This is a genomic window from uncultured Campylobacter sp. (genome assembly GCF_937980635.1).
Taxonomy (GTDB): Bacteria; Campylobacterota; Campylobacteria; order Campylobacterales; family Campylobacteraceae; genus Campylobacter_B.
In genome coordinates this window covers 1-19,798 of record NZ_CALJPG010000034.1, presented here as the reverse complement: position 1 = coordinate 19,798, position 19,798 = coordinate 1, and the positions used below count along the sequence as shown (strand labels likewise).

At 44.9% G+C, this 19,798-nt stretch carries 18 protein-coding genes; 8 read left to right on the top strand and 10 right to left on the bottom strand.

Translation table 11 applies throughout. From position 1 onward, the window contains the following. The first annotated feature begins 242 nt into the window (after positions 1 to 242). A complete protein-coding gene (locus Q0460_RS09335; protein ID WP_299086482.1) occupies positions 243 to 863 on the top strand; it encodes a hypothetical protein in 621 nt (206 codons plus the stop codon). Positions 864 to 1,106: 243 nt separating this feature from the next. On the opposite strand, the gene Q0460_RS09330 is transcribed toward Q0460_RS09335, so the two are convergent. Genes Q0460_RS09330 through Q0460_RS09320 form a run of 3 tightly spaced genes read right to left on the bottom strand, consistent with a single transcriptional unit; the run spans position 1,107 to position 3,176 of the window. Next, positions 1,107 to 2,279 (bottom strand): HAMP domain-containing sensor histidine kinase, encoded by a 1,173-nt coding sequence (locus Q0460_RS09330; protein ID WP_299086481.1) that lies wholly within the window; start codon positions 2,277 to 2,279, stop codon positions 1,107 to 1,109. Beyond that, on the bottom strand, positions 2,272 to 2,934 hold the full coding sequence (locus Q0460_RS09325; RefSeq protein ID WP_299086480.1) for a response regulator transcription factor: 663 nt from the start codon (positions 2,932 to 2,934) through the stop codon (positions 2,272 to 2,274). Before Q0460_RS09325 ends, Q0460_RS09330 begins: the two co-directional genes overlap by 8 nt. Further along, complete coding sequence (locus tag Q0460_RS09320; RefSeq protein ID WP_297902676.1) at positions 2,934 to 3,176, bottom strand: hypothetical protein; 243 nt, start codon at positions 3,174 to 3,176, stop codon at positions 2,934 to 2,936. Before Q0460_RS09320 ends, Q0460_RS09325 begins: the two co-directional genes overlap by 1 nt. A gap of 800 nt (positions 3,177 to 3,976) precedes the next feature. On the opposite strand from Q0460_RS09320, the gene Q0460_RS09315 reads away from it, so the two are divergent. After that, a complete protein-coding gene (locus Q0460_RS09315; RefSeq protein ID WP_299086479.1) occupies positions 3,977 to 4,168 on the top strand; it encodes a hypothetical protein in 192 nt (63 codons plus the stop codon). A 349-nt stretch (positions 4,169 to 4,517) separates the two neighbouring features. On the opposite strand, the gene Q0460_RS09310 is transcribed toward Q0460_RS09315, so the two are convergent. Genes Q0460_RS09310 through Q0460_RS09295 form a run of 4 tightly spaced genes read right to left on the bottom strand, consistent with a single transcriptional unit; the run spans position 4,518 to position 9,439 of the window. After that, complete coding sequence (locus tag Q0460_RS09310; RefSeq protein ID WP_299086478.1) at positions 4,518 to 5,507, bottom strand: methionine ABC transporter ATP-binding protein; 990 nt, start codon at positions 5,505 to 5,507, stop codon at positions 4,518 to 4,520. Between the two features lie 45 nt (positions 5,508 to 5,552). Further along, the gene (locus Q0460_RS09305) at positions 5,553 to 6,539 is read right to left on the bottom strand and encodes a diaminopimelate dehydrogenase (protein ID WP_299086477.1); all 987 of its coding nucleotides are present in this window, start codon (positions 6,537 to 6,539) and stop codon (positions 5,553 to 5,555) included. A gap of 60 nt (positions 6,540 to 6,599) precedes the next feature. Continuing rightward, positions 6,600 to 6,746 (bottom strand): hypothetical protein, encoded by a 147-nt coding sequence (locus Q0460_RS09300; protein WP_297880516.1) that lies wholly within the window; start codon positions 6,744 to 6,746, stop codon positions 6,600 to 6,602. Between the two features lie 41 nt (positions 6,747 to 6,787). Further along, positions 6,788 to 9,439, bottom strand: coding sequence for a valine--tRNA ligase (locus Q0460_RS09295; protein ID WP_299086476.1), 2,652 nt, complete (start codon positions 9,437 to 9,439; stop codon positions 6,788 to 6,790). Positions 9,440 to 9,672: 233 nt separating this feature from the next. Here Q0460_RS09295 and Q0460_RS09290 point away from each other — a divergent pair, with 233 nt between their 5' ends. The 6 genes from Q0460_RS09290 to Q0460_RS09265 all read left to right on the top strand — a co-directional run bounded on the left by Q0460_RS09290 (position 9,673) and on the right by Q0460_RS09265 (position 16,640). Beyond that, positions 9,673 to 10,449, top strand: coding sequence for a MetQ/NlpA family ABC transporter substrate-binding protein (locus tag Q0460_RS09290; RefSeq protein ID WP_299086475.1), 777 nt, complete (start codon positions 9,673 to 9,675; stop codon positions 10,447 to 10,449). 114 nt (positions 10,450 to 10,563) lie between these two features. Continuing rightward, a complete protein-coding gene (locus Q0460_RS09285; RefSeq protein WP_291936931.1) occupies positions 10,564 to 11,388 on the top strand; it encodes a peptidylprolyl isomerase in 825 nt (274 codons plus the stop codon). Positions 11,389 to 11,621: 233 nt separating this feature from the next. Continuing rightward, on the top strand, positions 11,622 to 12,221 hold the full coding sequence (locus tag Q0460_RS09280) for a DedA family protein (protein ID WP_299086474.1): 600 nt from the start codon (positions 11,622 to 11,624) through the stop codon (positions 12,219 to 12,221). Between the two features lie 316 nt (positions 12,222 to 12,537). Next, positions 12,538 to 13,944: an aspartate ammonia-lyase gene (locus tag Q0460_RS09275; RefSeq protein ID WP_299086473.1), complete on the top strand. Its 1,407-nt coding sequence runs from the start codon at positions 12,538 to 12,540 to the stop codon at positions 13,942 to 13,944. Between the two features lie 286 nt (positions 13,945 to 14,230). Continuing rightward, positions 14,231 to 15,718 carry an anaerobic C4-dicarboxylate transporter gene (locus Q0460_RS09270; protein ID WP_299086472.1) on the top strand — a complete coding sequence of 496 codons (1,488 nt, stop codon included), beginning with the start codon at positions 14,231 to 14,233 and terminating at the stop codon, positions 15,716 to 15,718. A gap of 394 nt (positions 15,719 to 16,112) precedes the next feature. After that, a complete protein-coding gene (locus Q0460_RS09265; RefSeq protein WP_299086471.1) occupies positions 16,113 to 16,640 on the top strand; it encodes an NAD(P)H-dependent oxidoreductase in 528 nt (175 codons plus the stop codon). A 1,474-nt stretch (positions 16,641 to 18,114) separates the two neighbouring features. On the opposite strand, the gene Q0460_RS09260 is transcribed toward Q0460_RS09265, so the two are convergent. From Q0460_RS09260 to Q0460_RS09250, 3 genes are all read right to left on the bottom strand, one after another. After that, positions 18,115 to 18,384 carry a hypothetical protein gene (locus Q0460_RS09260; protein ID WP_299086470.1) on the bottom strand — a complete coding sequence of 90 codons (270 nt, stop codon included), beginning with the start codon at positions 18,382 to 18,384 and terminating at the stop codon, positions 18,115 to 18,117. Next, a complete protein-coding gene (locus Q0460_RS09255) occupies positions 18,381 to 18,791 on the bottom strand; it encodes a hypothetical protein (protein ID WP_299086469.1) in 411 nt (136 codons plus the stop codon). Before Q0460_RS09255 ends, Q0460_RS09260 begins: the two co-directional genes overlap by 4 nt. A gap of 302 nt (positions 18,792 to 19,093) precedes the next feature. Further along, positions 19,094 to 19,798, bottom strand: a 705-nt coding sequence (locus Q0460_RS09250) for a hypothetical protein (protein WP_299086468.1), incomplete at its 5' end; no start/stop codon positions are given.

The following is a 19,798-nucleotide window of genomic DNA, read 5'->3' as shown; positions in this document are numbered from 1 at the left end:
GCTAGCAACCGCAAGCAGGTCTGCCGCCCAAACCCCGCCTAGATCACTGCGCGTTAGAGGTAGTGACGCTTTGTTTGCAAAAAAGCATTGCTCGGTTAAATTTAATAAATTTGGCTTCAAATTAGACCGTAAAATTCCAAAACAGGTCCTTATTGTGAAATTTACCGGATAATAAGGCATAAAATTTTAAAATTTAGCGCAAGCCGGGTTTTGACGTGCAAATTTTATTAAAGGAGCGAACGATGAGCGATTTGCCGAATTCACAAGTCACGCAAGAGCAAGAGGCGCCGTATCCCGATACGAAATTTACTAAATTTTTCGGGCGACTTTACGCGGCGGTTTTTGTGCTGTTTGCGATCACGGCGCTTAGCGTATTCGTGCTACCCGAAAATATTTTAGACGTAAGTGCGGCATGCGCGGACTTCGTTGGATTTATGAAGCGGTTTTTTCCAAACATCGCCGCAATCGGCAAAATAAGCCCGCACACGCAGCTTGCGGAATTTTACGTCGCGGCATTGTGGGTACCTATTTTAACGGCTTTTGCGCTAAGCTGCGTGTATTATCCAATCGCCGTATTCTTATACGAAAAAGAGCTTCCCGCCGTCAAGACGCAGCTAATTATGCTTATCGGCATACCTTTTATCTATTGGCTTCTAAATAATTATTTCTACGCCGATTTTGCCATAAACGGCATCCCACACAGAGTAGGCAACGGGCGGACGTTTCCGACTTTTGCGAGCAGAGAGAGCCTGTTTGGTTGGCTATCGTTTTTTGGAGGCGGCTCAATGTTTTTTGGTATGTCTGTTCCGATTTTATTCAGTAATATAGTCCACTGGATATATCTATCGAGAAATAAAAGCTAAATTTTATAAAATCGCGGACGAATAAAATTCCGCACCAATAACTTTCAGGGTCATTTTACGAGCGCAAAGCGGACGACCGATAAAATTCCGCGCTCCGTTTTAGAACAAAAACAAGCGACGATTGAATTAAACGCTCCGGCAATTAGAACTTTTTTGCGCGGAATTTAAGCGACCAAACGACGATTAAATTTAAACCGCAGGCGGCCGTTTTCAAATTTTAAAATTTTACTAAATTTTAAAATTTTATTCGCGCCATGTAAGGCGAAAGGTCGTTATCTCGCCCGGCACGCTGTCGTAGGAGATAGAAAAGGAGTATTTTTTGCAGACCTCGCTTACGATGCTAAGCCCGATTCCAAAGCCGCCCTCGCTTGAGTTAAAGCGCGCAAAGCGCCTGAAAATTTCGTCGCCTTTTTTCCTGTCGATCCCCTCGCCGCTGTTTGAGATCGCCAGCTCGCCGCGCCTTAGCCGCACATCCACGTAGCCGCCTGCATCGGCGTATTTTACGGCGTTGCTTAGCAGATTGTCGATCAGGCGCGAAATTTCATAGACGTTCGCGCTCATGCTCGCATCCGAAAGATCGGTTTTAAGGCTTAGTCTGCGCTTTTGAATAAACGGCGCGAAGTATTCGCAGCGCGAAGCGACGAGGCTTTTTAGATCGATCGAGCTAATCTCGCCCTCCTTATTCATACCGAAGGTTAAAAACACGAGATCCTCGTAGATGCGCGAAAGCGTCTTGGCAGCAAGATCGATATTAGCGACGCGCTTAGCGTTGTATTCTCCAAGCTCTGCGTGCCGCATCGTCTCAACGCTCATGGAGATAATGCTAAGCGGAGTGTTGATCTCGTGGGTGCTATCCTTGATGAAGCGATTTAGCGTGTCGATCTTATCGTAAAGCGGCTTTGTGCCTAGCCGCACCAGATAAAATGCCACGGCTAATATCACGCCCAAAAGCGCTATCATCATCGCTGCTGTTTTGATACGAAGCGTTAAAATTTCGCCCTGCACGCTACTTCCAAGCAGGATGATTTTAGCCTTGGAAAAGGCGTTTCGCTCCTCCATATTTTGCAGATTCTCATAAATTCCTAGCCTTCCGCCACTTATAAATTCCGCCTTTAGCTTCGCTTTATCAAGTGCTCCGAGCTCACCGCCGCAGCCGTAAATTTCATCAGAGTTTGGCTTAAATATACACGCATTTACGCCCTTTTCGCGCTCGAAGTCCGCTAGCGATTCCAGCCCATCCATGCTCGCTTTCATATAGATCATCATTTTGATCTCTTTTAGCTCTTTTATCCTGTGTGAAAGCAGCGCGGCTTCGTTCATCCTGTAATTTATCTTGAAAAAATATCCTAAAAACAACGCGCTTGAAATGAGATACAAAGATAAAATTTTAAGCGTTAAAGCGGTCTTTTCAGACATACAGATACCCTGCGTTGCGGCGGTTTATGATATGCTCTTCGCCTAGGACGCGACGTAGATTTTTGATATAAGTTCGTAGCGCCTCTTCGCTTGGCGTTTCGTTAAAAACATAGATCGCAGAGAAAATTTCATCCTTGCTTAAAAGCCTGTTTTTATTTTGTAAAAAAAGCGCCAGCAGCTCGCGCTCTTTGTTTGAAAGCGCGACGGGCACGCCCGATCTGCGTAGCTCTTTGCTTGCAAAATAAAATTTAAACTCGTCGCCAATCGTTACGAATTCATCGAAATTGTGGCTGAAGTTTCGCTTTATGAGCGAATTAACGCGCAGCAGCAGCTCTTTTAATTCATAAGGTTTTTTGAGATAATCATCGCAGCCACTTTTAAAACCAACCTCAAGATCATCAAGTGTATTTAGCGACGTAGCAAATATCGCGGGGGTGCGATCTCCGCTCTTGCGCAGCTCTTTTAAAAGTGAAAATCCGTCACCTTTGGGGATTTTTACGTCAAAGATAAAAAGATCGAATTTTTGCTCATAAGCAAGATCCGCGGCGCTTTGAGCGTCGCTGCAAACGCATACGTCAAAGCCCGCGTCTTTTAGATATTCACCGATGAGATCGCAAAGCGTCTCATCGTCCTCTACGAGTAAAATTTTACTCACTACATCTCTTTTTTAATCTCTTTTTTCATCTCTTTTTTTGCATGAGAGCCCTTTTTGACGGCATCTTTTTTCATACCATGCGTCTCGTGCTTCATATGTTTCATCTCAGCTTTCACCTCTTTCGCACCATTATGCATTGATGTATTGGCGTCCTTCATCTCATCTTTCATGCCCATATCGGCAGCTACGGCAAAAGTGCCAGCAAATAGCGCACTAAGCGCAAACAAAGTAAGTTTTTTCATTACGTACTCCTTAAAAAAATTAGCGGAATTATACTTCCGTAAAAGTGAAGTATGTGTGAAATTCCAAAAAAATTCAAATTTAAATTTAAACGCCTATAATTTCAAACGCGGCGCGGCTTAAATGCGCTCGGTCGGTCGCGATCTCTGAAATTTAAATCGCCTCGCTACGGCTAGTCGAATTCTAAACGCGAATCAAAGCTAGCCAGAGCGCGCACCAACAGCGCATCGCCGAGCTTATTTTACCGCGGCGAGATAAAAATTTAAACCGCCGGCGAAACTGATTAAATTTTATAATGCCACGGCTTGATCGTTAAATTTAAAACGCCTAGCCAGCCTTTGAGTTCGCGACCTCGCCCGAGCTTTTAAATTCGCCATGCCGCGTAAGCCCTTAAATTTAGTGCGGCGCGTGAAATTTTTAAATCCACTAACCATGGCAGTTAGTAATTCTAAATCGCCCTTCGCCGCAGGCATTACTGTCGATGAAATTTAAAGCGTAAATTTTAAAGTCGCGACCGCACCAAAGCAAAATCTCGCGCTTTGAAATTCCGCGCACGGCGAAGCAATTAAAATTTCATGCTTCAACGTGCCGCACAGAGATATAAAATTAAAATTTCACGCCTTAAAGCCTCACGCGATAGTAAAATTCCACGCCTTAAGACTGTACGGCGGTAAAATTATACGCTTTAAAGCCCCGCAAGACAGTAAAATTCTACGCGCCGAAGCACCGCACTCGCGCTAAATCAAAAGTAGATTTCGCGCTACGCTTACGCCGAGTCAAAAAATAAATTTCGCGCCGCATTTTGAAATTTGATGCTTGGAATTTACCTACGCGCATTCCTGCTTCACGCCACAAATCAAAGCACTTTGAGATTTTATGCTTCAGACTTCTATACGTCGTCGTTTTCATTCAGCGCAAACCCGAGGTGGCCTTTGAAATTTCACGCTTCGAATTTCTGCGCCGCAAACCTGTACCGCAAAATCCTGCGCTATAAATTTTACGCCCCAAAACGGCATGCCACAGAATTTAGGTTAGATAATCCGGGCCACTGCGCGCACAATCTTCCTCTAAGCGGCACGCTGCAGAATTTCAGATCTTAAAATTTCGCGCTTTAAAATTCTGAGCCAAAAAATTTCACGCCCCAAGATACGGCGGCCGCGCCGGCGTCTTAGATAAAATTTCTCTCGCCGCTTCGCGCTATCTGTACTCCCGCCGCTGTCCGCACGGTAAAATTTAATGCAAGCGCGGCGGATTTTGACGCCCGCATATTCTCGCATCTCTCGCGCTCTTCGGCGCCGTCATAAATTTTATCCGGCGCAAGCGCACAGGACGCGAAATCGCACCTAGATCGTGGCGCAGCTTTTGATCTCATCCTCGCTTACGATCTCGTAGATTACGCCCGCGTTTTTGATAAACTCCTCCACGCGCGCGACGTGTGCGGGCTCTACGTTGATCACGAGGCTTCCGACGACGTTTTTATCAAGCCGCTCGAGCTTGCCCCAGACGATGTTAAAATTTATCTCCAAAGTGCGCGCCATATGCGTAATCACGCTGTCAAACGCGACCGCGGGCGGGAAAAAGAGCCTGATATTCACGCCGCTTGCGGGCAGCACCTCCTCCTCGCCCAAAAATTCCTTCATATTCTCATCCGGGTGCAAAAACAGCGATACGATATCGCCCGAGTTGCTCACGCGCCCGCCCTTAAGCAGGATCGCTCGTTGCGCGATGCCCTTTACGACCTCCATCTCGTGCGTAACGAGCACGATCGTGATGCCTAGCTCGCGATTGATACGGCGCAGAAGTGATAAAATTTGAGCGGTGGTGTTGGGATCAAGCGCCGAGGTCGCCTCGTCGGAAAGCAAAATTTTAGGGCTTAATGCAAGCGCACGCGCAATCGCCACGCGCTGCTTCTGTCCGCCGCTAAGCTCGCTAGGATAGGCGTTTGCTTTATCTGCAAGCCCTACGAGCTCCAAAAGCTCGGCGACGCGGCGCTTCGTGTGGTCCTCGGGATGGCCCCAAAATGCTAACGGCGTGGCAACGTTTTGCGCGACGCTGCGGCGGCTCATCAGCGCGAAGTGCTGAAAAATCATACCGATATTTTTGCGCAGCTCACGGATCTGCGCGGCACTTAGATCTCGCACCTCCCTGCCCTCTACTTTGAGGCTTCCTTCTTGATAATCCTCAAGGCCGTTTATGCAGCGCAGCAGCGTGCTTTTACCCGCGCCGCTGCGACCGACGATAGCAAAAATTTCGCCCTGTTTCACCTCCAGGCTCACATCGTCGATCACACAGGTTTTGCCGTAAAATTTCTTTAAATTTTCTATCTTTATCACTCAGATTTCCTCGTTCATAATTCCGCTGAAACGTCCCCCAAAAATTTATAAAATTTCGCGCCTTAGCTCATCTGCGCTCTTTGGCGAAAGAAGCGCCGGAGCGATGTCAAACACGCTAAAGGCGCCGCGCTCGCCTCTTTCCGCCAGACGATACGCCGCGCGGGCGTAGGCTACGAGCACGCTAGCTGTAAATTCGGGATTTGAGTCAAGCTTTAGCGAAAACTCGATCAGATGCTTATTTTCTCCGCGCTCGCCCGTTACTCCGCTTCGCAGGACGAATCCTCCGTGAGGGATGCCGCCGTGCTCTTTTTTAAGCGTCGCAAGACCCACGAAATGCACGCTCGTGTCATAGTCGGCGAAGTAATTGGGCATCGTTTTTATCTCTTTTTCTATGCGCGCTTTATCGGCGCCGTCCTCGGCTACGACGTAGCACTCGCGCAGGTGTTTTTCGCGCGTGCTAAGTTTCGGATTTTCGCCCGCGCGGACTCGCTTTAAGGCGCTTTCTATCGGCACGGTATATTGGCGCGCATCCACGACGCCATCAATCCTGCGGATAGCGTCGGAGTGGCCTTGGCTCACGCCTTTACCCCAAAATGTGTAGCTACTGCCGTTTTCTAGCACGCTCTCGCCAAATAGTCTATTTAGCGAAAACAGACCTGGATCCCAGCCCACCGCTATGATGCCTACGTTTCCGCCCGCTTTGGCTGCGGTGTCCACGGCGGCGAAGTGCTCGGGGATTTTTGCGTGCGTATCGAAGCTATCTACGACGTTAAAGCTCCGCGCAAATTCTGGCGTCTGCGTCGGCAGATCCGTCGCGCTACCGCCGCAAAGCACCAAAACGTCAAATTTGCCCTTGTGCGATAAAATCTCATCTGCGCTGAATACCGGAGCGCCGCATGTCTTTACTTCGCTCGGATTTCTGCGGCTAAAAACAGCCGAAAGCTCTAAATCCTTGCTATTTCGCGCGGCAAGCTCCACGCCGCGACCTAAATTTCCGTATCCCAAAACCGCTATTTTTATTTTTTCGCTCATTTTTTATCCTTGATAAATTTTAAAATTTAGCGCGTAAAACGGCGCGCCGCCGATGAAATTTTACCTCAGTAGGAAATAATAAATCACGTATAACCAACTTAAAAATCCGTGGATTATCGCCCACATTATGCTTTTATTGACTCCCCATGATAGTGCGACGGCTATGACCGTGCCTAACGTAAATCCACCGATACTACCTTTTGACATATTTTTCTCCTTAATTTAAAATTTAAGCTCAAACTAGCGGGCTACTCGCCAAACGCCTTTAGCTCGTCGCATACTTTGGCGAATTTTTCCTGCGCGCTTTGCAGCCCTTCGCGGTTTGCGGCGACGACGTCAGCGGGCGCGGAGGAGATAAATTTTTCATTGCCAAGCATTGCAGAGAGCTTTTCGATCTCTTTTTGCAGCTTCGCTTTTTGCGCGTTAAGGCGAGAAATCACGCCGCTAAGATCGACCCCCTCAAGCGGTACGAAAGTTTCTAGCCTCTCGCTTACGTCGCGGGCGGAATTTGTGATATTTTGCTGCGTAAATTCCACTTCATCTACCTTTGCTAGCGTTTTGATGTAGTCCGCAGCGGCGCTTAGATCGACTGCGGATTTGACGTAGGCCTTGGCTACGCGCGCATTGCCGAGCTCGATCGTCGCCTTTGCGCGGCGAATACTAACGATCGCTTCGATAACGAGCGAAAATAGCTCCTCGATCCGCTCGTCGCGCTCGCCAGGCTGTGGGTATCGCATCACCATGATGGAGCGCGCGTCTTGCAGCTTCGTGCCGCTTAGCTCCTGATACAGATACTCGCTTAGAAACGGCATAAATGGGCTTAGTAGCTTCATCGCTTCTTTAAAAATCATCCCTAGCTCGCCGATCGCGGCCTTGTCCGCTTTGCTAAGCTCGATGCCCCAGTCGCAAAACTCGTCCCAAAAAAACTTATAAAGCTCGGTCGCAGCGTCGTTGAAGCGGTATTCGTCTAAATTTTCCCGCACCGCGCTCACGCAGCAGTTAAAGCGCGAAAGCATATATTTGCCAAGGCTCGTTTTGATCCGCGCCGCGTCCAAATCATCGAATTTAGAAGCGTTTAAAAGCAAAAATTTGCTTGCGTTATAGAGCTTATTCGTAAAATTTCGATATATCAAAAGCTTATCGTCGCTAAGGCGCAGATCGCGCCCCTGCACGCACAAAATCGTAAGCGTAAAGCGCAAAATGTCTGCGCTAAATTCATCGATTTTTAGCAGCGGATCGACTACATTTTTGCTCGATTTGCTCATCTTTTTGCCGTCTTTGTCCTTAACTAAGGCGTGCAGGTAGATGTCGCGAAACGGCAGCTCGCCCATGGCGTTTTGACACTGAAACATCATGCGCGCGACCCAGAAAAACAAAATGTCAAAGCCCGTAATCAGCATAGTATTCGGATAAAATTCGCTCAAATCCTCCTCAAACCACTTCTCGTTTTTCAGCGCCTCGCCGTTGCCCCAGCCAAGCGTGCTGATCGGCCAAAGACCGCTTGAAAACCATGTATCGAGCACGTCGGGGTCTTGAGTAAAATTTTTACCGCCGCATTTCGGGCAGGCATCGGGGCTCTCGCGCTCATCCGCCCACTGATGGCCGCAGTCGCAGTAAAACACGGGAATTCTATGCCCCCACCACAGCTGGCGGCTGATACACCAGTCCTTTAGCTCGCGCATCCAGGCATTGAAGCTATTGATCCAGTGCTTCGGGAAAAATTCCGCCTCGCCGGAATTTACTTTGGCAATTGCTTCTTTTGCGATATCTGCGCGCACGAACCACTGCTGTGAGATGTACGGCTCGACGACGTTTTTGCAGCGGTAACAGTAGCCGACTTGATTTTCGTAATCCTCGATTTTTTCGATAAAGCCCAGCCGCTCGAGCTCCGCTACGATCTGATCGCGCGCGACAAGCCGCTCTAAGCCTTGAAATTTGCCGCACTGCTCGTTTAAAATTCCTTTTTCGTCAAATACCGTGATAAACTCTAGCTGGTGGCGCTTGCCGACCTCGTAGTCGTTGGTATCGTGCGCTGGCGTGACCTTCACGGCACCCGTTCCGAAGCTCATATCGACGTATTCGTCGGCGATGATCTCTATCTCGCGGCCGATTAGCGGCAGCACGACTTTTTTGCCAATCAAATTTTTATAACGTTCGTCCGCGGGATTTACCATTACGGCGGTGTCGCCGAAGTAGGTCTCTGGGCGCGTAGTCGCGACAACAATGTAGTTGCAGCTCGTCTCGCTCGAATCTTTACAAAAGTTTGAACTTTGTCCGTCCGCAAAGTAGTAACGCAAATAATAAAGCTTGCCCTTGTTCTCCTTGTGTTCGACTTCCACGTCGCTTAGGGCGCCGTCGTGCGTACACCAGTTCACCATGTAGTTTCCGCGCACGATGAGCCCCGCGTCGTATAGGCTTACGAAGGCTTTACGCACGGCGTTTTTAAGCCCCTCATCCATCGTAAAGCGCTGTCTGCTCCACGCAGGCGTGACGCCAAGGCGCTTCATCTGTTTTACGATCTGCCCGCCGCTTTGCTCCTTCCAGTGCCAAACGTGCTTTAAAAACTCTTCGCGCCCAATCGCTTCCTTTTTGATCCCTTGCGCCAAAAGTTCGCGCTCGACGACGTTTTGCGTCGCAATGCCTGCATGATCAAGCCCCGGCTGCCATAGCGTGCGGTAGCCGTCCATTCGCTTGTATCGCGTCATTATGTCTTGCAACGTAAAAGTGAGCGAGTGCCCGATATGAAGTACTCCGGTAACGTTGGGAGGGGGCATCATAATGCAAAAGTTTTTGCCTTTTTGCTGGATATCTTTATTGCCGTCGATCTCGAAATAACCGCGCTGCTCCCAAATTTTATAAAAGCTCTCCTCTACGGCTTTCGCATCGTAAAAATCTGCCATTTTCAGCCCTTTTTTAAAATTTTAAATTTTGCGATTTTAGCGGAATTTATGTAAAGCGCTCATTAAAGCGTGCCAATTCTGCATTATACAATAAAATGTAGTATTTAAATATATATAAAAATATCGAATTTTAGAATATTTTAGATAAAATTTTAAAAAATCATATAAAAACACTTGACATTAAAAATTCTACCTGCTATAATACCGCTAAATTTTAACCAAAAGGATTAAATATGAAGAAATTTCTTCTCGCTTCGCTTCTTAGCGCCAGCGTCGTCAGCTTCGCTCTTGCCGAAAAAATCGTAGTCGCCGCTACTCCGATACCGCATGCCGAAATTTTAGAGCAGATCAAGCCTGATCTAAAAGCCCAAGGCTACGATCTTGAGGTCAAGGTTTTCAACGACTACGTAACCCCGAATCTCGCTACTGATAGCGGCGACGTAGATGCCGGATTTTTCCAACATGTGCCGTATATGGTGGAATTTAACGCCAACAAGGGTACGAAATTAAAAGCGACCGTGGGCGTGCACCTAGAGCCGATGGGTATCTACAGCCATAAGATTAAAAATTTAAAAGATCTTAAAAACGGCGCCAAAGTTGCCGTGCCGAACGATCCGACTAACGAAAGCCGCGCTCTCGATCTGCTCGTAGCCGCGGGGCTCATCGAAGTTGATCAAAACACCAAGCTTCGCACGCCGTTAGATGTCACGAAAAACCCTAAAAATTTAGAAATTTTAGAGCTTGAAGGCGCCGCGCTTCCGCGAACCCTGGGTGATGTCGATATTGCAGTCATCAACTCAAATTTTGCCTTTAACGCAAATTTAAACCCAATCAAGGATTCGCTATTTTTAGAAAAGGCTGAGGGCAACCCTTACACAAATGTCATCAGTGTTAAAGAAGGCAACGAAAACAGCCCTAAAATCAAGGCGCTAGATAAAGCGATTCAAAGCGAGAAAGTGAAAAAATTTATCGAGACGCAATATAAAGGCGCAATCATCCCGTCGTTTTAACTCCTCTCTTTTTAAAATTCGGCGCAGGATTCGCGCCGAATTTGCTGGCATTCGCTATTTTATTTACTATCTTTTTTTATAATTGCGCAAAATTTACCGAGTAAAGGAAAAATAATGAAAAGAATTTTATCTTTCAGCTTTGTTGCCGCTATGGCTATATCTTCGCTTAATGCAGGCGTTTTGGCTACTGCAAAAGACGCGAATATCACTATTACGGATGAGGATGTTGCACCGTTTTTGGCTCAAGGTATGCAGCACGGCGGACAGGAACCGACCGCCGATGAGAAGAAGAAACTAATCGATGATCTAATCAAATACAAACTCCTAATCGCAGAGGCGAAAAAATCAGGCATTGAAAACAGCGACGAATATAAGCATCAGCTAGAGCTTGCTAAAGATGGCATCGCATTTAATCTATGGCAACGCGAACAGGCTAAAGACGTAAGCATCAGCGACGAGGAAGCTAAAAAAATTTATGATGAAAATAAACAGAATTTCATGCAACCAGATTCCGTTACCGCAAGTCATATCTTAGTAGCAGACGAAAAGGCTGCTAAAAACGCGATTGCGAAGCTATCAAAAGTCAAAAAAGAGAATTTAAAAGAGGAATTTAATAAGCTAGCCAAAGAAATTTCAATCGATCCAAGTGCTAAAGAAAACGGTGGCGATTTGGGCTCTTTCGGCAAAGGGATGATGGTGCCGGAGTTTGAAAAAGCGGCGTTTGCGCTAAAAGATGGTGAGATGAGCAAAACGCCGGTAAAGACGCAATTCGGATATCATATAATCTACAAAGAAAGCAGCAAAAAGGCCGAGACTATGCCGTTTGAAAAGGTAAAAGATCTCATTAAAAACCAATTACTTCCAAGCAAAGTAAACAAAAAAATCGATGATAAGGCTAACGAGCTATTCGGCAAACTAAACATCGAATACGCAAAATAGTTTTAATTTTAAGGCGCGAGGCTGTTAAATTTATATGCAAGTTCGCTGCAGTAGCAACTTACAGGGATAAATTTTGGCCCGCGCCTTTGTTTTATATGAGCTAAATTTTGTAAAATTAAGCTCGCTCTTGTATCGCCGGATTGTTAAATTCTAAACTTATTCGCTTTGCCGATGCTAAATTTCGCGAAATTTTAAGTTCAGCTGGTTTTTACACATTAAATCAAGGAATTCAAATGCTTTCTAATATCGTAAATTTTATCGTAGAATTTGTCGCGGGCTGGGGATACCTTGGCATTTTTATGATGATGTTTTTAGAAAGCAGCTTCTTTCCCTTCCCAAGTGAAGTCGTGATGATCCCTGCGGGCTATCTGGCCTCAAAATCGCAGATGAGCTTTGTTCTAGCATTTGTTTGTGGGCTTGGCGGCAGCATCACCGGCGCGCTGTTTAATTACTATCTATGCTACTTTTTTGGACGTAAGATTATCGCTAAATATGGCAAATACGTAGGCATTACCGAGGAGAAATTTGCAAAATTCGAAGCTTTTTTTAACCGCCATGGCGAAATTTCTACCTTCAACTGCCGCTTAATCCCCGGCATTCGTCAATACATCAGCCTTCCTGCGGGGCTTGCAAAGATGAATATCGCGCGCTTCGTGCTATTTACTGGGCTTGGAGCTGCGATTTGGACATTAATACTGATGAGCTTAGGATATTTCATCGGCGAAAACGAGGAGCTAATCAAGCAAGATCTGCATCTAATTACGATCGCTCTGTTCACCGTCGTCATTATAATCTCGCTCCTATATGTTTATTTTATAAAACGCAAAAAATAGCTCCGCTCTAGTAAATATAAATGCAATAAAAAATTCCGCCTTTATCGCCTTTAAGTTCAAATTTTTCAAATTATAATTTAAGCTAAACAAGAATTTTTATAATTTCACTTTCATAATCTACGTGCGATACGATATTTATATTAAAGTGTAATTATGCCTTAGTAGCGAATTCTAAAATATTTTTTAAGTAAAATTCTATTTAAAGCCTTAAACAATCATACTAATTTCTAAATTTTAATTTTTCGTTACGTTTTAAGCTGCTTTTAATACTAAAAGCTTTAAAATTCCATTAACAATTTCAACGAAAGGACTTATTATGGCAAAGACCAGAAAAGAACACGATTTCATCGGTGAATTAGAAATTTCCGACGATTTTTACTACGGTGTGCAAACATTTAGGGCACTAGAGAACTTCCATCTAAGCGGACGAGCGCTCAAAGACTATCCGTTTTTTATCAAAGCATTTGCACAAATCAAAAAAGCAGCTGCACTAGCCAATAAAGAGGTCGGCGTCCTAGACGCTCAAAAAGCCGATGCGATTGCAAAAGCTTGCGACAGGCTCATCGCGGGAGAGTTCAGAGATCAATTCGTAGTTGATATGATCCAAGGCGGCGCCGGAACTTCGACGAATATGAATACCAACGAGGTCATTACTAATATAGCTTTGGAGAGCATGGGACATAAAAAGGGTGAATACCAATACCTCCATCCAAACGACCACACAAATTTGGGTCAAAGCACCAACGATACCTATCCTAGCTCGATCAAAGTAGCCGCCTACGCCAAGCTAACTGATCTACTAAAAGCTATGGAAAATTTGAAAAAAGAGCTTGAAATTAAAGCCAAAGAATACAAAGATGTCATCAAAATGGGAAGGACAGAGCTTGAGGACGCCGTTCCTACTACTCTTGGAAACACCTTCAATGCTTTTGCTACCTACATCAAAACCGATATCGCGCTTATCAAAGCTGCTAGAGAGTCGATGACTTACCTAAATATGGGCGCTACGGCGATCGGCACGGGTATCAACTGCCACCCTGATTACAAAAACGTAGTCGAGAAAAAGCTAGGCGAGATCACCGGCGTTAAATTTAAAGCTGCAGAGGACTTCATCGCCGCTACACAAGATACTGCCGATTTCGTTCACGTTAGTGGAGCACTAAAAACTGCCGCCGTCCGCCTAAGTAAAATCGCAAACGACCTACGTCTTATGAACTCCGGTCCTAGATGCGGACTAGGCGAAATCGAACTTCCTAAGCTACAACCGGGCAGCTCCATCATGCCGGGTAAGGTAAATCCGGTAATCCCGGAAGTCGTAGGCGAGGCATGCTATGAAGTTATCGGCAACGATGTTACGATTATGCTTTGCTCCGAGCGCGGAGAATTCGAGCTAAATGCGTTTGAGCCGGGCATCGCATATGCGCTATTTAACTCGATCGTGCTTTTGGAAAATGCGATGAATACACTAGCTGAAAAAGCTATCAAACATCTAAAAGCAAACCCTGAAGCTTGCCTAAAATCGGTGCTAAATTCCGTTGGTATCGTTACTGCATTCAATCCATACATCGGCTACGAAAAATCCGCAAGTATCGCCAAAGAGGCACTTCAAACCGGCAAAGCCGTCGGCGATATCTGCTTAGAGCGCGGATATTTGAAAAAAGAGGAGATCGATAAGATCCTAGAGCCTAAATCTATGCTCAACCCACATATGAGCAAAAAATAGTTCCAAACTAGGTGCGGCGCGGAATTTCGTCGGTTAATTTAATAGGCGAAATTCCGCAAAGTAGAATTCAAAATAGATAAGATTGATCGTGCAGAATTCCGTAGATGCAGAATTTCATCAAGTTAGATTTAGCTTCCGTGGAGTAAAATTCCACTTGCGAAATTTTAGGATAAAATTCCGCATAGAATTCCGACCACTGAATTATAAAGATAATTCGGATTTTACCTGCTGAAATCTTTAGAATTCTGCGCGCCGTTAAAAAAATTATTTTATAAGGAGTTTTGCAATGGACATTTCATTGATATTGCAATTGATCGTACTCTTCGGTGCGATATTTTTGGGTGTTAGACTAGGTGGTATGGCTATAGGCTATGCAGGCGGTCTTGGCGTCGTCATTCTTACGTTGGGGCTTGGTCTAAAAGCAGGCAGTATACCATGGGACGTCATTTTAATCATTATGTCTGTTATCGCCGCTATTACGGCTATGCAAGTAGCAGGAGGACTCGATTATTTGGTACAAATAGCCGAAGGAATACTAAGAAAACACCCAAAATATATAAATTTCTTAGCTCCGATAGTTACATATTTGCTTACGGTATTTGCAGGGACGGGACATACGGCGTTTTCTATGATACCTGTCATTGCAGAGGTAGCAAAGACTCAAAATATTAAGCCTAGTGCACCTCTTAGTATAGCCGTCGTCGCTAGCCAGATAGCCATTACTGCTAGCCCCGTTTCAGCGGCGGTTGTATTTATGGCAGGCGAGCATGCTTTAGGCGGATTAGGCATTAGCTATCCATTATTGCTTGCTATTTGGATACCTACGACCTTTATCGGTTGTATGCTTACGGCTCTTGTTATAAATTTATTTTATAATCTCGATCTAAGTAGCGACCCAGAATATCAAAGAAGGCTTAAAGAGGGCTTGATAAAAGAGGTTAAAACGGAAGAAAATAAAGAACTTCCTGCAGGAGCCAAAAGATCGGTATTGATATTTTTGATCGGTGTTATCGCCGTCGTTTTATACGCTACGGCTATTAGCAAAAATGTAGGCTGGATAAAACCAAGTTACGTGACAGGCTACGAAAAAATCTATGAAAGCAAAGATCCTGATAAATTTAACGAACTAGTCGCAAAAAATATAAAAGTCAAAACCGACTCAACTACCAATGTAAAATACGTAGAAAATACCGATAAACCTACTAAAGTATTAGTGCTAACTAGAGATAACGCCATTATGAGTTTCATGTTAGTCATCGCTACTATAATAACGGTAAGTTGTGGTGTCAAAGTCGATAAGCTATTTAATACCGCCACGTTTAAAAGTGGTATGACGGCGTGCGTATGCGTACTCGGCGTAGCGTGGCTAGGTGATACTTTTGTAGTAAATCATACCGATGCTATCAAAAATTTTGCTGGTGATTTTGTCAAAGACTATCCATTTATGCTAGCTATAGCGTTATTTTTTGCGAGTATGCTTCTTTACTCTCAAGCCGCTACTGCAAAAGCGCTTATACCTACGGTTATTGCTGCACTTGGACTAACTGCTACAAATAACGGAGACGCATATATCTTAGTCGCATCGTTCGCTGCAGTTTCCGCACTATTCGTGCTTCCTACGTATCCGACCTTACTTGGAGCTGTTCAGATGGATGATACCGGAACTACTAGGATAGGTAAATATATATTCAACCACTCTTTTTTCCTACCAGGTGTTTTAGCTATAGCGTTTTCAGTAGCGCTCGGCTTTCTAATAGCACCGATCTTATTGTAAAATTTAGCCGAGACTCGCTCTCGGCTTTATTAATTCGCTTAAGACTTAAACACTAATATTGAAATTTACCTAAAAGCAATGACGCAAATATCCCATCCAGAGTATCTACTTAAACTTAAATTTTGTTGATAAGTAAAGTCTCGCATAGACCAAATTTTATCCCTCTTGTCACTCCAATATGGCTAAGGTCAAAATATCTACTTATAAATTTAAATGAAATCTCACAGATAAAATTTATGTAAAAAATTTAATTCTGATAAAATTTTACTATTACAAAACTTATCGCATTTCGTATATAAATTTTAGATCCTTTATAATATAAGTATCTGAATAGTAAATTTAAATTTCAGCCAAAAAGCATATAATGTAAGAAATTTAAAAACAAGGATAAAATATGAAAAACCTAATCATCATCGCTCATCCCGATATGGCAAGCTCGCATGCAAACAAGGCGTGGCGCGAGGTAGCCAAAAAGCAAGCGGATAAATTTGATATTCACGAAATTTACGCCGCTTATCCGAACGGCAAAATAAACGTAGCGCGCGAGCAGGGGTTACTTTTAAGCCACGATAAAATTATCATTCAGTTTCCACTTTATTGGTACAGCTATCCGCCGCTTTTAAAGCGATGGTTCGACGATGTATTTGCCTACGGCTGGGCTTACGGCAGCACCGGCGACAAGCTAAAAGGTAAAGAATTCGCCCTAGCGATCACTATCGGCGACGAGCGAAACAACTATAAAAAAGACGGCACGATCGGATTTGACATAGAAGAAGTTATCACGCCTTTTAAATGCGCGATGAATTTTACAGGCGCCAAGCTGCTGCCGTGCCACTTTGGCTATGGATTTTCATTTCATCCAGATAGCGAATATATCGCAAAAAGTGCAGAAAAATACGAAAAATTTTTAGCAAAATTTTAAAATTTACAAAGGCAAAATCGCTTTTTTAGTCGTGAAATTTTATTTTAAAAGTGACAGATGAAAATAGTCTCGTTTCATCCGTACTGCTCGGTGAGTTTTCTACATCGCTATTTTTGCGTCACACACGCGATCCCGTGAGCACAATCCCTGTCCTTTTGATCGTAAAATTTTACTCCCTTCTCCTCTCCCCCTAAATGGGCAAAGTTTACGTTAAAAATTTATACGAAATTTTTCTGTATGAAGTATGCTTTAGTACAACCATATAAAAATCGATGAGCATAAAATTTTACCTAAAAATTTGCATCAGCTCGCAATAACACTCGTCTTAAATTTCCACAAAGCGCTAAAAATCTATGCATGCCCACCCGACTCAAACCCTCTACTAAATTCATAAAACGCTGCGAACTACGCGTTTACCGCTACTGAGCTGTATATGCTGTCATGAGCCCGTCAAGTTCATCCTCATCAATGCTAAACAGCATTAATCATATTGCTAGAAAGCGTGTCAGCTGGCAGGTATAAAAGAGAACTACTGCGAAAGTGGTGCAAAATACGATACCTCCGCGCCTAGCTGCTTAGTGCTTGCTACTCCGCGCGTGCAAACCCAAGATCCAAAAAGAGATTTAAAGTAAAGTAGTGCCTGCCACCCTGCGCGCGTGTAAATAGTTCAAAGCTGTCAAAAGTTTGCGCTCACTTCGCCACTGAGCGCAATTTGCCTATTGCGCGGCTATTAATGCTTTCAGATTTTAACTTGTTCACTTTTACTTTCCGTCTTTTAAATGCCTGCATGCAGCTAGCTGCAAAGACGTATTTGCTGGATATGCCTTGTAGCTCGCCCTCATGACCTCTAGATAAAAATCCGTCGTAATTTATGCGGATATTTGACAGCAGGATCGTTTGGATGTGATCTTTCATACGAAGTCTAAAAGCGCTACGCCGATACTGATGCGCACCATTTTTGCTCTACACGCGCTGCCCTGCACACGCTGCCATCGCAATTTTCTCTGATACGACACTTAAAGACAACCTATCGCCAAAACTACCGAAAAGCTTTTAGCCTTGTTTTTTCTGATTTAGAATTTAGTCTCAATCAGTTCTTTGCTAATAAACCGACAGAACTTCCATGCTTTGATATAATCCATCCACACGGAATTTAGCTAAATTTATTTGGATTCTTAAAAACGTGCCAACTTTTCTATCGCGTCTTATTTCGAATAGCAGCAAAATTCTATCGCCACACTGTAAAGAGTTAAATTCTATCGAGCGGATTTATTAAAAAATTTTAAGAGCAGCGGAAATAGTAATAGATGGTTAATGCTTTTCCAAATGGATACCGCTGCCATTAAATTTTAACCAAAAGACACCCTTAAATTTGTACTCTTTAAATTAACCAGCAAAAGCTTAAATTTCAAGGTTTCCAGCAAAAGCAAACCCCGCAATACTTCATTAAACGGCGCAAAAGCCGCTTTTAATTTCACTCTGCGACGCGATTTACCCAGATCAAAAACTCATCGCTCGGGTTCTCGTCGTCCAAGTGCGCGGGCGTGACGAGCTCAAGCGCGGTTTGCGGGATCGTCGTTTTAAACGCGTCCTTGAGCCACTGCTGAAATTTTACGTTTGAATGCACGATAAAGTCGTCGCTGTTTGGCGGCGCGCTAAAATCCTCATCCCAGCAGATTTCATCGTATCCGATCGCGAGCAATCGCAAAAAATCTAGCCCGCTATGAGCCAAAACGCAGGTCATGGTCGAACTCGAGCCGGAGCCCATGTGCGGGGTCTAGTCTCGCCCGCATCGTCCAGCCACAGCGCACACATCGAGCCCTCCGAGCCGCTGCCTGCGAACACGCAAAGCCGCTGCTTGATTTCCGCGGCAAGCTCTCGATCCTCGCCGTAAAACCAATACCTTAGCTCCTTGTCGCGATTTTTCGGCTCATCCGTGAAAAATACGATGTCCGTGCCGCCCTCGCGCTCATCGTCGCTCCAGCTCTGCTGCAGCCGATCTTGCGGGTAGAGATAGCCGCGTCTGCGCCCGCCCGCGTCGTCATAAAAGCCGTTTGCCTCGATCCACGCATAAAGCGCCTCAAGCTCGCTTGGCACGCGCATACCCTGCGGTAATGCCTCGCGCAGCTGCGCTAGTAATAAATTTTCCACGATCGCTCCTTTTGCTAAATTTGTCCTTCAAATTTTACTCCGTTTTGGCTAAATTTACGGATATTTTATCTGATATTTGCGGCATTTTACACGCCCCGTCGCTGCAAGCGCAAATCGGGCTTTTAAAATTTAGCTGATTTTCGTTGCGATACGTACGCGGCGTGAGCGCATATTTGAAAAAGAGTATAAAAATGCGTAAAATTTTACGACTTAAATTTTACTATTTTGATATATTTTTGTTTTTTGCAGAAATCTATGGTTTCAAATTTAGCTCGCCGCAAAGAGTGAAATTTTAGCGATACCTATAAATTTAAAATTTCCCGCGCCTTTTGTTTGCACGCCTCAAATTTTTGTTCAAACTCCGCGCGTCTTTGCAGCTCGTTTTTCGCCCCCATTTTGGTGTATCCCGAACCTCGCCCCAGAAAATATACATAGCCGGTATCTTTAAACTCCACCGCAAGCGGCATTTGCGCGCCCTCTACCCCCTCGCAAATAAGCTGCGCAAGCGCGTACTCCTCCAGCGCAAAGGCGTGCGGATACAGACTTATCTTTTTTAGATTTTTAAGAGCGGCGAGCGGCAAAAGCGCCGGATATGGGGCCTTGCACTTCACCCAGGTTAGTTTTAGCACTTCAAGGCCCGTTATGCCTTTGAGAAACTCGAAATCTGCAATCGGCTGATCCCAATCCAGCGTGCCGCTAATGCACAGATATCGCAGCGAGGCTATGCCGCTAAGTCCCGAAAAATCGATCACTCTGCGTAAATTTTCAAAATGCGTCGATCTTAAGCTTCTCAGCTCGCGCAGAGGCGAAAGATCGCAAAATCCCGAGACGTATTCCAAAACGAGCTCCTGCAAAAGCGGCAGCTCGGCAAGAAAGTCGGTATTTTTTACTTGAACTCTCGTAATGCGCAGACGCTTAAGCTGCCTAAGTCTCCGTAGCGCGGCGATCTGCTCCTTGCTAGGCAAGTGCAGGGTAAGCTCCTGCAGATCACCGCACTCAAAAATCTG

Bases quoted from the DNA above. Each gene is read 5' to 3' on its own strand.
- Q0460_RS09265 (WP_299086471.1), top strand. From the start codon at position 16,113: ATGAAAAACCTAATCATCATCGCTCATCCCGATATGGCAAGCTCGCAT.
- Q0460_RS09290 (WP_299086475.1), top strand. From the start codon at position 9,673: ATGAAGAAATTTCTTCTCGCTTCGCTTCTTAGCGCCAGCGTCGTCAGC.
- Q0460_RS09280 (WP_299086474.1), top strand. From the start codon at position 11,622: ATGCTTTCTAATATCGTAAATTTTATCGTAGAATTTGTCGCGGGCTGG.
- Q0460_RS09270 (WP_299086472.1), top strand. From the start codon at position 14,231: ATGGACATTTCATTGATATTGCAATTGATCGTACTCTTCGGTGCGATA.
- Q0460_RS09335 (WP_299086482.1), top strand. From the start codon at position 243: ATGAGCGATTTGCCGAATTCACAAGTCACGCAAGAGCAAGAGGCGCCG.
- Q0460_RS09260 (WP_299086470.1), bottom strand. From the start codon at position 18,384: ATGACCTGCGTTTTGGCTCATAGCGGGCTAGATTTTTTGCGATTGCTC.
- Q0460_RS09275 (WP_299086473.1), top strand. From the start codon at position 12,538: ATGGCAAAGACCAGAAAAGAACACGATTTCATCGGTGAATTAGAAATT.
- Q0460_RS09285 (WP_291936931.1), top strand. From the start codon at position 10,564: ATGAAAAGAATTTTATCTTTCAGCTTTGTTGCCGCTATGGCTATATCT.
- Q0460_RS09295 (WP_299086476.1), bottom strand. From the start codon at position 9,439: ATGGCAGATTTTTACGATGCGAAAGCCGTAGAGGAGAGCTTTTATAAA.
- Q0460_RS09300 (WP_297880516.1), bottom strand. From the start codon at position 6,746: ATGTCAAAAGGTAGTATCGGTGGATTTACGTTAGGCACGGTCATAGCC.
- Q0460_RS09305 (WP_299086477.1), bottom strand. From the start codon at position 6,539: ATGAGCGAAAAAATAAAAATAGCGGTTTTGGGATACGGAAATTTAGGT.
- Q0460_RS09320 (WP_297902676.1), bottom strand. From the start codon at position 3,176: ATGAAAAAACTTACTTTGTTTGCGCTTAGTGCGCTATTTGCTGGCACT.
- Q0460_RS09330 (WP_299086481.1), bottom strand. From the start codon at position 2,279: ATGTCTGAAAAGACCGCTTTAACGCTTAAAATTTTATCTTTGTATCTC.